11 protein-coding genes, 1 tRNA gene and 2 pseudogenes are annotated in these 12,638 nt (G+C 44.3%); 7 read left to right on the top strand and 7 right to left on the bottom strand.

The genetic code is table 11. The features are described 5' to 3' along the window. Positions 1-82: 82 nt before the first annotated feature. On the top strand, positions 83-397 hold the full coding sequence (gene flgM, locus RH85_RS11215) for a flagellar biosynthesis anti-sigma factor FlgM (RefSeq protein ID WP_006712351.1): 315 nt from the start codon (positions 83-85) through the stop codon (positions 395-397). A gap of 13 nt (positions 398-410) precedes the next feature. Next, positions 411-836, top strand: coding sequence for a flagella synthesis protein FlgN (locus RH85_RS11210; protein WP_006712350.1), 426 nt, complete (start codon positions 411-413; stop codon positions 834-836). Positions 837-941: 105 nt separating this feature from the next. Here RH85_RS11210 and flgP read toward each other — a convergent pair whose 3' ends face one another. Together flgP and RH85_RS11200 are read right to left on the bottom strand one after the other, a co-directional pair. Then, entirely contained in the window at positions 942-1,373 is a 432-nt protein-coding gene (gene flgP, locus RH85_RS11205; protein ID WP_006712349.1) for a flagellar assembly lipoprotein FlgP, read from the bottom strand. 8 nt (positions 1,374-1,381) lie between these two features. Further along, positions 1,382-2,017, bottom strand: a complete 636-nt coding sequence (locus RH85_RS11200; RefSeq protein WP_006712348.1) for a FlgO family outer membrane protein — start codon at positions 2,015-2,017, stop codon at positions 1,382-1,384. Between the two features lie 162 nt (positions 2,018-2,179). Between RH85_RS11200 and RH85_RS11195 the strand changes: the two genes are divergently transcribed. The 4 genes from RH85_RS11195 to RH85_RS11180 all read left to right on the top strand — a co-directional run bounded on the left by RH85_RS11195 (position 2,180) and on the right by RH85_RS11180 (position 5,739). Then, on the top strand, positions 2,180-3,322 hold the full coding sequence (locus tag RH85_RS11195; RefSeq protein WP_006712347.1) for a flagellar assembly protein FlgT: 1,143 nt from the start codon (positions 2,180-2,182) through the stop codon (positions 3,320-3,322). A 46-nt stretch (positions 3,323-3,368) separates the two neighbouring features. Continuing rightward, positions 3,369-3,445, top strand: a tRNA-Arg gene (locus RH85_RS11190). A gap of 346 nt (positions 3,446-3,791) precedes the next feature. After that, positions 3,792-4,466 (top strand): response regulator transcription factor, encoded by a 675-nt coding sequence (locus tag RH85_RS11185; protein ID WP_006712346.1) that lies wholly within the window; start codon positions 3,792-3,794, stop codon positions 4,464-4,466. Further along, on the top strand, positions 4,450-5,739 hold the full coding sequence (locus tag RH85_RS11180; RefSeq protein ID WP_006712345.1) for a sensor histidine kinase: 1,290 nt from the start codon (positions 4,450-4,452) through the stop codon (positions 5,737-5,739). The genes RH85_RS11185 and RH85_RS11180 overlap by 17 nt, the downstream gene beginning before the upstream one ends. A 51-nt stretch (positions 5,740-5,790) precedes the next feature. Here RH85_RS11180 and nagE read toward each other — a convergent pair. Then, positions 5,791-7,269 (bottom strand): annotated as a pseudogene (gene nagE / locus RH85_RS11175) (N-acetylglucosamine-specific PTS transporter subunit IIBC). A 332-nt stretch (positions 7,270-7,601) separates the two neighbouring features. Here nagE and RH85_RS11170 point away from each other — a divergent pair. Further along, positions 7,602-8,108 carry a hypothetical protein gene (locus RH85_RS11170; protein WP_039948972.1) on the top strand — a complete coding sequence of 169 codons (507 nt, stop codon included), beginning with the start codon at positions 7,602-7,604 and terminating at the stop codon, positions 8,106-8,108. Between the two features lie 74 nt (positions 8,109-8,182). Here the strand turns inward: RH85_RS11170 and RH85_RS11165 are convergent, their stop codons facing one another. The 4 genes and pseudogenes from RH85_RS11165 to RH85_RS11150 form a co-directional block, all read right to left on the bottom strand. Beyond that, a complete protein-coding gene (locus RH85_RS11165) occupies positions 8,183-9,142 on the bottom strand; it encodes an OmpA family protein (protein WP_006712343.1) in 960 nt (319 codons plus the stop codon). A 411-nt stretch (positions 9,143-9,553) separates the two neighbouring features. Then, a complete protein-coding gene (gene gltX, locus RH85_RS11160) occupies positions 9,554-10,978 on the bottom strand; it encodes a glutamate--tRNA ligase (protein ID WP_006712342.1) in 1,425 nt (474 codons plus the stop codon). A 166-nt stretch (positions 10,979-11,144) separates the two neighbouring features. Further along, positions 11,145-11,777, bottom strand: a complete 633-nt coding sequence (locus tag RH85_RS11155; RefSeq protein WP_039948974.1) for a DUF2057 family protein — start codon at positions 11,775-11,777, stop codon at positions 11,145-11,147. A 92-nt stretch (positions 11,778-11,869) separates the two neighbouring features. Then, positions 11,870-12,610 (bottom strand): annotated as a pseudogene (locus RH85_RS11150) (porin); the annotation flags it as partial. Positions 12,611-12,638: the final 28 nt, after the last annotated feature.

Genomic DNA, 12,638 nt, shown 5'->3' with positions numbered 1-12,638 from the left:
ATCGAGAAATATTCCTAAAGGTCTGTTCATTTCTGCCGATATGTTCAGTACAGGATTTTCTACACGCAAAAAGGCTTTCTAAATGGCAGGTATAGACAATATACGCTCAGGGCAAACACTAGCGACATCAACACGCAGTGCCCCACGCAGTAGCGATAGTACATCTTCAACTTCGACGTCAGCAGCAAAAACGTCTTCAACACCGCAGGATGCTGTGTCGTTGAGTTCTGCCGGCAAAGCAGTCGGTGAAATGCACAATCAAATGGTCAGTCAACCGAGCTTCGATCAAGCGAAGGTGGCGGCAATTAAAGAAGCCATTGCTAACGGCTCTTACTCTGTTGATCCGGAAAAGTTAGCAGACAATATGATCAAGTTCGAAAAAGAACTTGGGATGTAACTAGAGAGTATTTATGGCTGCGTTGCAGGGCTTAGTTGAGTTTCAACTGAAAAACGCCGATGATCTTTCGGAACTATTAAAGAAAGAGCAAGGCGCGATAGCTCAACGTATCTCAAAAGAGATCGAGATGCTCGCCAGACAAAAGAATACGTTGGTCATCCAGTTACAGCAGACAGATGAAAGAATCGGTCGCCATCCAGACGTAGAAAGCCTGAAAACCGATCCTGAGTTAAGTCAACTGGTTGAAAAAATCCGCAGCTTAGTCGCGGAATGTCAGCAAATGAACACCATTAACGGTGAAGCGCTTCAACGCGCTCAATTGAGTTTCCACAAGCTCAACAACCTGATGAAACAAAGCCAAGGCAAAATGGGCATGACCTATACCGCCGAAGGGCATACGCGCAATATTTCTACCTTAGGCACCAACCTAAAAGCGTAATCACGCTAAGCGAAATATCGCCAATCAACAAAATCAACAAATGCAAAAAAAGCGGCAATCACATTGCCGCTTTTTTATTGTCATGAGATCAGAGAGAGTAGAGAGTTAAAACAGAGTTTGTTGACGCTTTTCTGGAACTTGCTGTACTTCACCATAATCACGTAACTTATTCATTTTACGAATATCTAAACGCAATTCAGTGACGTAAGTATCCCCAACTTTATAGCTACGTACCACTTCGGCACCACGAATAACGCCATCCACCGCGCCTGATGTCACTTCAGTACCAAGGCGTTGATCTTTTAAATCAGCACGACCGCTAATTCGCATACCATAGACTTGCTCTGCAAGCTCTCGATAAGCATCAATTTTTGATGCGCGCATCGCCCGCACCTGTTTCTCTTCGTCATCACGGCCTTTCTGTTCACCAATACTGGCGTAACCGACTGCGGTTAACCAATCATCTGGACGCATTTGTGATAAAGGCTGACAACCGAGCATAGTGAACACCACAAACAGCAAAAACAACTTCTTCATGGGGGCTCCTATGGACGTAAAATTACGGTGTACGGCTGACGAATCGTTGGATCAGAACGGATCAGTACACCATCTTGAGTGCGAATACTGTTTAAAGTATCGAGATCTCGACCAATGCGATCTGCCGGTAAGAAGCCTTGCGCTGATGCAACCACCACGCGAGATTGCATGCCAACCACACGAGCATTGACTAATACACCGCCTTCTTGACGCAACATCGTGCCCGTCAGGACATATTCAATGTCTTGCTCTTTTGCCAAATCTTTCCAGTCTCGGCTAAAAGCGAAATCACCTTGCGATGTCACTTGGATACTGCCGGTGGTTTTATAGTCAACGACTTTGAAACCACGACGCTGAAACTGATAGATGAAACCTTCAGAAACACTGTTACCCAACCAATTGGTCGCGTCCATGTTTTGTAAATCAACAAAAGAGGTGACGGCAATCGGCGTTCGTGCCGATACACTCGTATTTGATAGAACCAATTCTTCCGTCAAGCTCTCAACAAAAAAGTCTAGGGTATGACGAGGACTATCCATCAGCATAAACTGACTGCCTTGGTAAGGTTCTTTACCATTGTAGATTGGGGCATAGGCACAGGCAGTAAGAAAGACTGCGGGCACTAAAGCTAACCATTTTTTCATTCTCTGATCTCCAATACATTTAGGCATTGATGAAACACTTTTATCTCTCTGTTAAAAGTGGAACATTCTTTGCTTTTCTCTGTTTGCATACAGTAAGAAACGCAATGCCAAAATCTGCTACGATTAACCAAGCAAAAACTGTACCTAATTGGTAATTAAAATATGAAAAAAATTATTTTCGGCCTGTTTACAACACTTTTACTTAGCGTGAATTCAACGCTAGCTTACGCTGCGTGGTACGAAGTGACGGGCATGTCGACCGTTGTTTCATCGGAAGAAGCCGCGCGTTTACACGCTTTAGAAGACGCGATCTACAAAGCGGTCAGTTTTTCTGGGGCGGATATTGGCAGCATTTCAAACCTAAGACCGTTGCTTGAAAGTTCGCGCAAAGAATACCAATTCACCAACCATGAAGTTCGCTACATTTTGGTGGAAGAACAAAAATTGCGCAAAAATGTAATGACGGTAAAGGTTCGTATCGATATCTACCCATCGGCAACAGGTTGCCACGTTGACCAATATAAAAAGACATTTTTGGTCGGTAATATCGATTTGGCTTCACCACAACAAGCCGTTATGGGGCAAGTCTACAGCCTCGGCGATGATTTTGCGCAAGTGATTAACCGTCAATTAGATGAGGAATCCAGTAGCTTCGTCTCAGTGGGCACCACTGATTTTGAAATTAATAAGCGAAATCCAGAACGGTTGAAAATGATTGCTGAAGATACGGGGGCACAATACATCATTGGCGGCACCATTACTGACCTCACGGCAACCGTTGACCAAAAACTATTGAAAGACGACACCATTAACCGCCAGTTTGCGATGGAGCTGACCATTTTTGATGGTAAGACTGGTAGCGAAGTCTATACCCGCAATTATCGTGAAGTTGCCCTTTGGCCTTTCCCAAAAACCAGCCAAGTCGATACGCGTAGCGCGCGCTTCTGGGCTTCGACATACGGAGAAATGATGTTGAGGGTGAGTCGTAATGTTATGTTAGATCTAGAATCAGAAGTCTCATGTAAAATTACCCTGCCACAAATCGTTGCTAAATGGGGCAGTACCCTGACAATGGATCTAGGCCGAATTCATGGCGTTAGAGAAGGCGATAAACTGCAATTGTGGCACACAGGCTCTTTCATTGATCAACGCGGTTTACCACGTAATAAAGTCACGGCGACAGATATTACCCTAACGGTTGGCCGCGTTTATGAACAAGAAGCCGAGTTAAGTGTTGATCAACCCGAACTCGCCAATAGTATTCAGATTGGCGATGTTATGCACAAGATCGTACCTTCGATGTAATTTTAGATGAATATCATCATCTAATTGATTACTATCGTTTTCATAAGCTCCCGTGGCACAGCTGGATAGCGCAATCCCCTCCTAAGGGATAGGTCACAGGTTCGAATCCTGTCGGGAGCGCCACTTACGTTTAAAAGCCCCAGTAACTCTACTCGTTACTGGGGCTTTTTCGTTCTGGAGACGTCTGGATAATGTCCAACACAAGATGACACGCCTAGATTAACGAATCTTAATCTTTCCCTAACCATGACTAAATGTCGCTTTCGCTACACTCTTTAACGCCAAGATGGGTAGAGTGAACACCGCTAGAGGTTGTAGCTCTTCATTATAGGCATTACGGTTCCCCCACTATAAAACCGTACTGGGCTCGCATTAGTTATGCGAGCCTTTCTTTTCTCTATTACTTAATCATTCCAAAACGTTAGTATTTATTGATGCTGGTTGTCATGCATAAGAATAAGGAGATTGTGTGAAAGTTCTAATTATTGAAGATGACACAACCACACGTGAGTTTGTCGCTAAAGGGTTGCAAGAACATGGCTACAACGTCGACCAAGCCGCAGATGGAAAAAGTGGTTTGATGATGGCTTTGAGTTGTGAGTACCAACTCGTGATCCTCGATCGCATGTTGCCTTATCTCGATGGCATGAAGGTTCTTTCCGCGCTTAAAGCAACGGAGCAACATGTGCCCGTTTTGATTTTAAGTGCAATGGACAGCGTTGAGGACCGAGTTGATGGCCTGCAAGCAGGCAGTGATGACTATTTGGTTAAACCTTTTGCCTTAGCTGAATTGATCGCTCGTGTTGATATCATCGTGCGCCGACGACATTGCCAAGTACCTCTCTCTAATGTCATCAATTATGATTGTTTAACGGTCGATTTGCGCGCCCATACCGCCCGCTGTGAGAGCCATGTTCTGTCACTGCAGCCCAAAGAATTTCAACTACTGCAATATTTTATTGAACACGCTGAACAGGTCGTTTCTAGAATGCGTCTGTTTGAATCGATTTGGAGCTACCACTTCGATCCAAAAACCAATGTGATTGATGTTCATGTGGCAAATCTAAGGCGAAAACTAGAACAAGCGGGTTGCCCAGAGTTATTGCATACCGTCAGAGGCGCAGGCTATGTCCTTCGTCGATAGCTACTCACTAACTCGCTCATCAATATTTAGAGCGCTATTAGGATTAGTGATTCTGATTAGCGCAATCAACATTGTCGTGATCAGTCAATTATATCTTGATTCAGACAATTTCCATCGGCAACGCCTTGCAGCCCAACTCCATGATGAAGTCGCTGAATTTACCTATGTTGCTCAACAGAGCCAAGCCGAAGTGGAAAAGCTGATTCAAACCAAGCAAGCGGGTGAAGCGCCCTTCCGCTATCGCTTACTAGAGATTCGCGATCAAAATGTGGCACCAGCTTACTATCCGATAGGCCCACTAAAACTTAAAACGACCAACATTCCTGTAGGCCTTTCTCACCGCATTGAAATTGGTGTTAATGAAGAAGTTCTGCAAGCTTACCGAGAAACCTTGATCCCAATTGTTTTGTCCGGAATCATTCTACCTAGCGTGATCATGTTGGTCGCAGCGTTGTTTTTTACGGTACTCATGTTGCGTCGTCTTGAATCGGTCAATCAAGCGATGAACCGAGTTTTATGTGGTGAGCGAGAAGTGAAACTACCGGTTTCACGCCAAGATGATGAATTCGATATTTTAGCCATCCACCTTAACTATATGATTGAGCAAATGACACTCAATGAGGCTACCTTGAAATCGCTCACAACTGGGCTTGCTCACGATATGCGTACACCGATGGCAAGATTAAAGCTGCGTCTAGAAGAAATTTTAAGCCAAGATCATCAATTAAATAGTGCCCACTTAAACCAAGTGACAGCCTGCCATGATGAACTCGAACTACTGCTGTCTTTATTTAATAGCATGCTTGAAATTGCCAAGCTCAATAGCGGCCAAACCAACATCCAGTTTCAGCGCGTTGATATGAGTAAAATCGCCCAAGATGCCATGGAATTTATTACGCCATTAGCGGAGCAAAAACAACAGCAATTGTCCTTTCGGCAAGATCAAGCCTGTTTGATCAGTGGTGAGCCTTCTTTACTGTTTCGTGCGGTCTTCAATTTGCTTGAGAATGCCGTGAAGTACACGCCAGAAGCGGGAGAAATCCAAATCATTGTCGATCAACTGGGCGTAGTGATCACTGATAACGGCATTGGCATTTCGGACCATGATAAACCTTATATTTGCCAGCCAATGTATCGCGCTGATAAGAGCCGTAGTGAACAAGGCAATGGCTTGGGATTAGCTCTGGTTGAAGCGGTTATTCACCGTCACAACGCTGAACTCATTTTACGTGATAACCAACCCGGGTTGCGTGCAAGGATCTACTTCTCTTAGGCATTAAAAAGCCGAGCATAAACGCTCGGCTGTCGACTTCAATAGAGACCATTAACTTGGCAGTACGACCGCGGATAGATCATCAGATGCAGATATCTGATTCATCTCATATGCAATTTGCTCAGCCTCGGTTCCGACAATGACTTGCAGATTATTCTCTCCTACTTTAACCACAGCCATCGCACCCAGTGCTTTTAATGTCTCTTCATTAGCAAGAGAGGCGTCTTTCAATGACAAACGCAAACGGGTAATACATGAGTCAATGCTGGTTAAATTATCATGACCACCTAATGCTTTGAGAAATTGCGCGGCTCTCTCACCAACGGTAACAACGGCAACCTCTGCTTGCGACTCATCTTCTCGACCAGGCGTTTTAAGATTGAACTTAATAATGGCAAAACGAAACACCACATAATACAGCGCAGCAAAACACAAACCTTGCAGAACCAACATATACGGTTTCATGGCTAGCGGAAGGTTAAAGGACAGAACAAAGTCAATCAAACCACCACTAAAGGTGAACCCAGCAATCCACTGCATACTCGCGGCAATATATAGTGATAAGCCAGTGAGCACCGCGTGAATAACAAACAGTACTGGAGCGACAAACATAAACGCAAATTCAATCGGCTCAGTCACACCGGTAAGAATCGCCGTGAAAGCCGATGCAGCAAGAATCCCGCCAACTTTGGCTTTATTTTCGGGCTTAGCACAGTGGTACATGGCCAAACAAGCGGCTGGCAAACCATACCCCATCACCGGGAAGAATCCACCTTGATAAATACCAGTTACGCCAAGTTCACCAGTACCAGACCAAAATTTAGAAATATCACTGATCCCAACCAAATCAAAAATGAACACTTGGTTTAAAGCATGGTGCAATCCGATAGGAATCAATAAGCGGTTGAAGAAGCCGTAGATACCAGCGCCAGTAGCGCCAAGCTCTGAAATGGAGATACCAAAATTAACCAGTGAACCGTAAACCACAGGCCAAACGTACACCATCACTAAACTGATGCTGATCGCAGCCAAAGAAGTCACGATAGGCACAAACCTGCGTCCACCAAAGAAACCAAGCACGGTGGGTAATTGAATGGTGTGGAAACGGTTGTATAACGTCGCAGCGACAATACCGATTAATATCCCAGTAAAGGCACTCACTGCTGCTCCAGAGGCAACAATTTGCGCCTGACTCATCTGATCAACCGGGACACCTGTAATTTACGATATCACCGCTACATTACCGACTATCATTTCAATGATTAACAAGCCAAGCAGGCCTGACAACGCAGCTGCACCATTGTTATCTTTTGCTAACCCATAGGCAACGCCGACGGCAAACAACCAAGCTTGGTTGTCCATGATCCCTTTACCACCATAAACCAAAATCGTGGCAAGCGCGCTATTCGCCCCCCAGCCAGAAGGATCGATCGCATACCCTAACCCGAGCATCAGACCACCAGCAGGCAACACGGCAATCGGCACCATCAATGCCTTACCGATTTTTTGCAAATATCCTAATATGTTCACCGTCATTCCTCTTAATTATGCGTAAATTTCCTTCGCGGTTTACCCGCTTTGTGCACAAAAGATAGTAATGGGTGAAGAATTAAACTTGGTTTTAGGAGAGATTAACTTTTATTAATAAAGCGCCTAAAAAGCCATAGATGATGTGAATTTATGAGCCACTTCAATGTTTAGTGGTGTGCAATTTACCGCTTAATCAGCTTGGTTTTTCTGTGAGCGAAGCAGGTTCTTGAGCAATAATTGCTGAATGAGCTATCTTTATTGAGTATTCGCACTTTAAAAATCGGTAGCAATTGCTTACCCTTTCATTAATAACAAATATATCATTTAAAATTATGCCAAAGAGCAATTTAACAACCAATACCGGACATCGGTTTATTTCAAAAGCTAAGACTGCCTATAAAATTCATATTCATACCCCTGAAGACATCGTACTCCATCGCTCGGTCGGTTTTCTAAAGATTGGGGAGAAAAAAGGGTTACAAAAAGCCATCAGATTGCGGAATGAACTGGGAAGTGAAATGTGGGGAAAATTCTGGCGACGCTTGCTAAAAGATCCTTATCTCATGACGCGCCTGCCACACTCGCTTGAACCAAAGATCATTTTTAAACCTCGGCCAACCAAAGAAAGCCCAGATGCAAAAGATGAATGCTATATCGCGGCATGGCGTAACTACGATGACAACGGTAAGTTGATCTACAAAAGCGTGGTTTGTTCGATCAATAAGCATGGCCGTCTAGGCGCTTATACCAAGACCAAAAAAGCGCTACTGGAAGCCAATAAGATGAATTTAGAAATATTGGAGTTTATGGGTCGCCTCAGCAGTATTGATCTCAAATGAAGCCTCTCAACCAAACCGCCACAAACTAAAAAGCCTCGAAAATTCGAGGCTTTTTTCATACTAATTAGATCAGTTTATTGCTGCACTTGGTACTCAAATTCAGGTACCGTCACTTCAACACGACGGTTTTGAGCACGGCCTTCTTTGGTTTCATTGCTTGCGATTGGGTTATTCTCACCTTCACCGCTTACGCTGATACGGCTTGGTTCAACACCACGTTCTGCAAGCACATTCGCCACAGCATGCGCACGTTTTTCAGATAGCTTCTGGTTGTATTCCGCTGCACCAGATGAATCCGTGTAACCGACGATGTTGACTTGTGCCTGTGGGTACTCGTTTAGCATTTCAACCAACTCATCGAGTTTGCTGGTGCTTTCTGGTTTTAGCTCAGAGCTGTTTAAAGCAAAAGTCTCTGTGTCTAGTAATGTCGCTTCAAAGGTCTTCGTCATTACAACAACTTCAACCACTTCTTCAACCATCACTTCTTCAGCAACAACCGGCTCAGGCTGCGCTTCGCTACCACCAAAGCTGTAAGCAAAACCAATTGATGCTGTATTCGCAAATGCACGTACAACGTCGTTATTAATATCAGTCAATGCTTGATATTCAACGCGAACAGAACCGTTTTCCATTACGTCAAACTCTAAACCTAGTGCGCCTAGGAAAGACTCATCACTTTTATCGCCATAGTTGACATAAGCGCCACCAAACTTACCGTAGACATCAATCGCGTCAGTCACACCGAAAGATAGTTTAGGAGCCAAAGTAAACGCATCTACACTGTCATCAGGTAAACCTGCGCCGGTAAATTTACCAAGGTAGTCCCAACCCGCTTCTAGTGCCAAAAAGTCATTAAACTCGTAACCACCGAAGATGCCAGCCGATGCTGAGTCATCATCGCCACAAAGAGATGTCGCTGTACATTCATCATTCAGCCAAGAATAACCCGCTTTTACGCCCACATATGGCGCTGCAACCGCTGCATTTGCAGCCATTACAAGCGACGCTGATACTACCACTGCTAATTTTTTCATTTTGAAAATTCCTTTATCCATTATTCACTTGAGCAAGTGACGATGTCTAAAACAACACCGACTTGTTACGTCACTTCCGAAGTTAAGTTGTCTAAGAGTATGATTATTATCGACAACGGTCGCACTATAATGATTTTTTCAATATCTTAAAGGTAAAATAAGATACCGAAAATCAATAAACAATCATCGAATCGAACCTCGCCTTAAGCGATGAACTTAAGCTGAGTAAAGGACCGCACACATTTGTGCCTTGATTGATTCATAAAATAGAATTTTGATTGCTTGTGCAATTTCTCATCGGTGACACAAATAAAAGTAGAACAAGAAAAGTAGAAATTCCAATTAATTACGCGGCGAAAAAAAACCGCAGCCCAATGGCTGCGGTCTTTGTGTGTTTTTTAGCAACAACAATTATGCGTTAGCTTCACGCTCTGCGATGAATGCGAGTGCCATCTTGATACGAGCAACACAACGCTCTTGACCAATTAGCTGCATTACTGCGTCCACTGATGGTGATTGACCGCCACCCGTTACCGCTACGCGTAGTGGCATACCAATTTTACCCATACCGATTTCAAGCTCTGCACATACGTCAGCAATCATTTGGTGTAGGTTTTCTGTCGTCCACTCAGTGATCGCTTCTACTTTAGTTAGAGCCGCTTCTAGTGGTTCTTTTGCTACGCCACGTAGATGCTTCTTCGCTGCACCGGCTTCAAACTCCGCGAAATCTTCGTAGAAGTAACGGATTTGCTCAGCAAGTTCAACCAAGGTGTTGCAACGCTCACCAACAAGTTTAATCACTTCAGTAATAGCAGGGCCATTTTCAATGTTTAGCGCTTGCTGATCTAGGTGCCATTGTAGGTGCTTAGCAACGTACTCAGGCTCTGAAGTTTTAATGTAGTGGTTGTTCAACCAAAGTAGCTTATCAGTATTAAACGCAGAAGCTGATTTAGAGATCGCATTTAGGCTGAAGAACTCAATCATCTCTTCTTGAGAGAAGATCTCTTGGTCACCATGAGACCAACCTAGACGTACTAGGTAGTTATTTAGTGCTTCTGGTAGGTAACCCATATCGCGGTATTGCATTACAGATACAGCACCATGACGCTTAGACAGTTTTGCACCATCATCACCTAGGATCATTGCACAGTGAGCAAATGTCGGAACCGGAGCTCCTAGCGCTTCGTAGATGTTGATTTGACGAGGCGTGTTGTTGATATGATCTTCACCACGGATTACGTGAGTGATTTCCATATCCCAGTCATCAACCACAACACAGAAGTTGTACGTTGGCGAACCATCAGTACGACGGATGATTAGGTCATCCATTTGGCTGTTGCTGATTTCGATACGACCACGAATTTGGTCATCAAAGACTACGCTGCCTTCTTTCGGGTTACGGAAACGGATAACACATGGATCGCCATCTTTTGCCGCGTCGTTTGCTGCTTTGATTTTTGGATGGTTCGCATCGTAACGAGCCATCTCTTTGTTTGCTTCTTGTTCTGCACGAACTTCGTCTAGCAGCTCTTTTGAAGCGTAACACTTGTATGCTTTGTCTTGTGCAAGTAGCACATCAACCATTTCGTTGTAACGGTCAAAACGTTGAGTTTGGAAGTAAGGACCTTCGTTCCACTCAAGACCTAGCCATTCCATACCTTCCATGATCGCATCCACCGCTTCTTGAGAGTTACGCTCAAGATCCGTGTCTTCGATACGTAGAACGAATTCACCTTTGTTGTGTTTAGCATATAGCCAAGAATATAGTGCTGTACGAGCACCACCAACGTGAAGGTAGCCTGTTGGGCTAGGAGCAAAACGAGTTTTAACCGTCATGTAAAATACCTTGATTGTCTAAATGACCGCACCGCAACAACCGATGCCAAAATTGGGCGTTATTTTATACTCAAGTTCCTTTAGGTGCTAGGGTAAGTCGGTCTTTTTTAGTCTAATCGCCATAGCAGGAAGCATTACATCGCTCCCTGCTATCAAAAACACGCACTCAATCATTGAGCCGCTGTACCGCCCAAGCAATAAATTGCTGCCGTTGAGTTGGCGTCATTTGCATGAAAGCCGTTTCCGCCACCTTATGCAACGAATCATCATGTCGTTGATGGTCCAAAGGGGTCTTCGGAACAGTGCTCGCCTGAATGGCCACTGGTGCTATCGTCGCTTTACCCTGTGTTTGATTATAGCGACTCAGCATTGCATTGTAGTCTTTGAGCAAGGCAAAGGTTTGATCATGAATAGTATCAAGCACATAAGGAATCTCTTGGCCTTTGCTCATTATGCTGACACTTGGGTTGTCAGAAAATTGCTTAACCGCTCGCTCATTGCGAATCGCAAAAGGTGTTTCAAGTGTTAAGGTTTGATCTGCAGCGTCGAAACGAATCACCATAGGGAGAGAATTGAATTTGGTTTTGCCGCCATTACCATCCACCATCGCGGTCACACGAATCAGCAATTGGTTTTCACCATTCGCGATTTGTAAATCCCCTTCGCCCTTTTCTGGCACTTGATTGATCGTTTGATTCACAGCCAATATTTCAACACGGTTATCCGTTTTGATGGTCACTTGCGCTTGTGCAAATGCACTCATCATGACTGCGATAGAGAGAATTAAGATTTTTTTCATTTGATTTACCAGTTCAAGCAAAAAGCCCTCTCCTTGTCGCCAAAGAGAGGGAAAAGTTTAACGGACTAATCTTAGATTTATCGACATCGTGTTTAGAAGGTCCATTCAGTACCAATACGAACCATCAAATCATCGTAATCTTCACCAGTATATGAACCACTACCTGCGCGGTATGTTCCGCTATGTTGAGCAATACGTAGGAAGGTATAAACGGAGTTGAATGAATACCCCACTTCACCCGTTATGGTTGTGAAATCTAAGGTGTCATCTTTTACATTATCGGTGTCACCTTCTTGATCAGCGTAGCCAAGGCGGAAGTTCATGTCTCCCATGTAGTAGTTGGTTTGCAGCGAGTAAGCGGTGATGTCACGCTCGTGATACGCACCTAACTTATCATCGGCTTCAAAGTCTGCGATTTTATAAGCACCAAGGATGTTCCAGTTGTCAGTAATTCGGAACTCTACCCCACCAAAGTACGCCGACGTGTCACCAATCAAATCGGTATCAAAATCGGTTTTATCTGCGGTTTCAAATGCGGCATGTAGTGTGATTTTTTCGTGTGGCGTGACCGAAAGAGAGCCGCCAAAGAAGTTAGAGTCTTTATCTTTAAAGCTACCATTACCACCCGCTAAACTAAACTTGACCATATCGCCAAACATCGGAGAATCGTAACGCGCCATCTGGCTCTTACGGTCAAAGTTAAAACGCTCACCTTCACGCCAGCCACGGTCAAATGTCATGCTGGCATTTGACGCTGAATATGGCCAATCGACTAATTCATACAATGGCGTCAACATTCGGCCAAATCGTACCGCCCCCCAATCTTCACCGCGGAATCCAACGAAGTATCACGATTACCGC

This window comes from Vibrio ichthyoenteri ATCC 700023, assembly GCF_000222605.1.
In the GTDB taxonomy this organism is placed as follows: domain Bacteria; phylum Pseudomonadota; class Gammaproteobacteria; order Enterobacterales; family Vibrionaceae; genus Vibrio; species Vibrio ichthyoenteri.
The sequence above is the reverse complement of the archived record's forward strand: the minus strand, read 5'-3'. Positions and strand labels throughout refer to the sequence as shown.

Excerpts from the sequence above, each read along its gene's own strand:
- flgM (WP_006712351.1), top strand. The coding sequence starts at position 83 with ATGGCAGGTATAGACAATATACGCTCAGGGCAAACACTAGCGACATCA.
- RH85_RS11210 (WP_006712350.1), top strand. The coding sequence starts at position 411 with ATGGCTGCGTTGCAGGGCTTAGTTGAGTTTCAACTGAAAAACGCCGAT.
- flgP (WP_006712349.1), bottom strand. The coding sequence starts at position 1,373 with ATGAAGAAGTTGTTTTTGCTGTTTGTGGTGTTCACTATGCTCGGTTGT.
- RH85_RS11200 (WP_006712348.1), bottom strand. The coding sequence starts at position 2,017 with ATGAAAAAATGGTTAGCTTTAGTGCCCGCAGTCTTTCTTACTGCCTGT.
- RH85_RS11195 (WP_006712347.1), top strand. The coding sequence starts at position 2,180 with ATGAAAAAAATTATTTTCGGCCTGTTTACAACACTTTTACTTAGCGTG.
- RH85_RS11180 (WP_006712345.1), top strand. The coding sequence starts at position 4,450 with ATGTCCTTCGTCGATAGCTACTCACTAACTCGCTCATCAATATTTAGA.
- RH85_RS11170 (WP_039948972.1), top strand. The coding sequence starts at position 7,602 with ATGCCAAAGAGCAATTTAACAACCAATACCGGACATCGGTTTATTTCA.
- RH85_RS11165 (WP_006712343.1), bottom strand. The coding sequence starts at position 9,142 with ATGAAAAAATTAGCAGTGGTAGTATCAGCGTCGCTTGTAATGGCTGCA.
- gltX (WP_006712342.1), bottom strand. The coding sequence starts at position 10,978 with ATGACGGTTAAAACTCGTTTTGCTCCTAGCCCAACAGGCTACCTTCAC.
- RH85_RS11155 (WP_039948974.1), bottom strand. The coding sequence starts at position 11,777 with ATGAAAAAAATCTTAATTCTCTCTATCGCAGTCATGATGAGTGCATTT.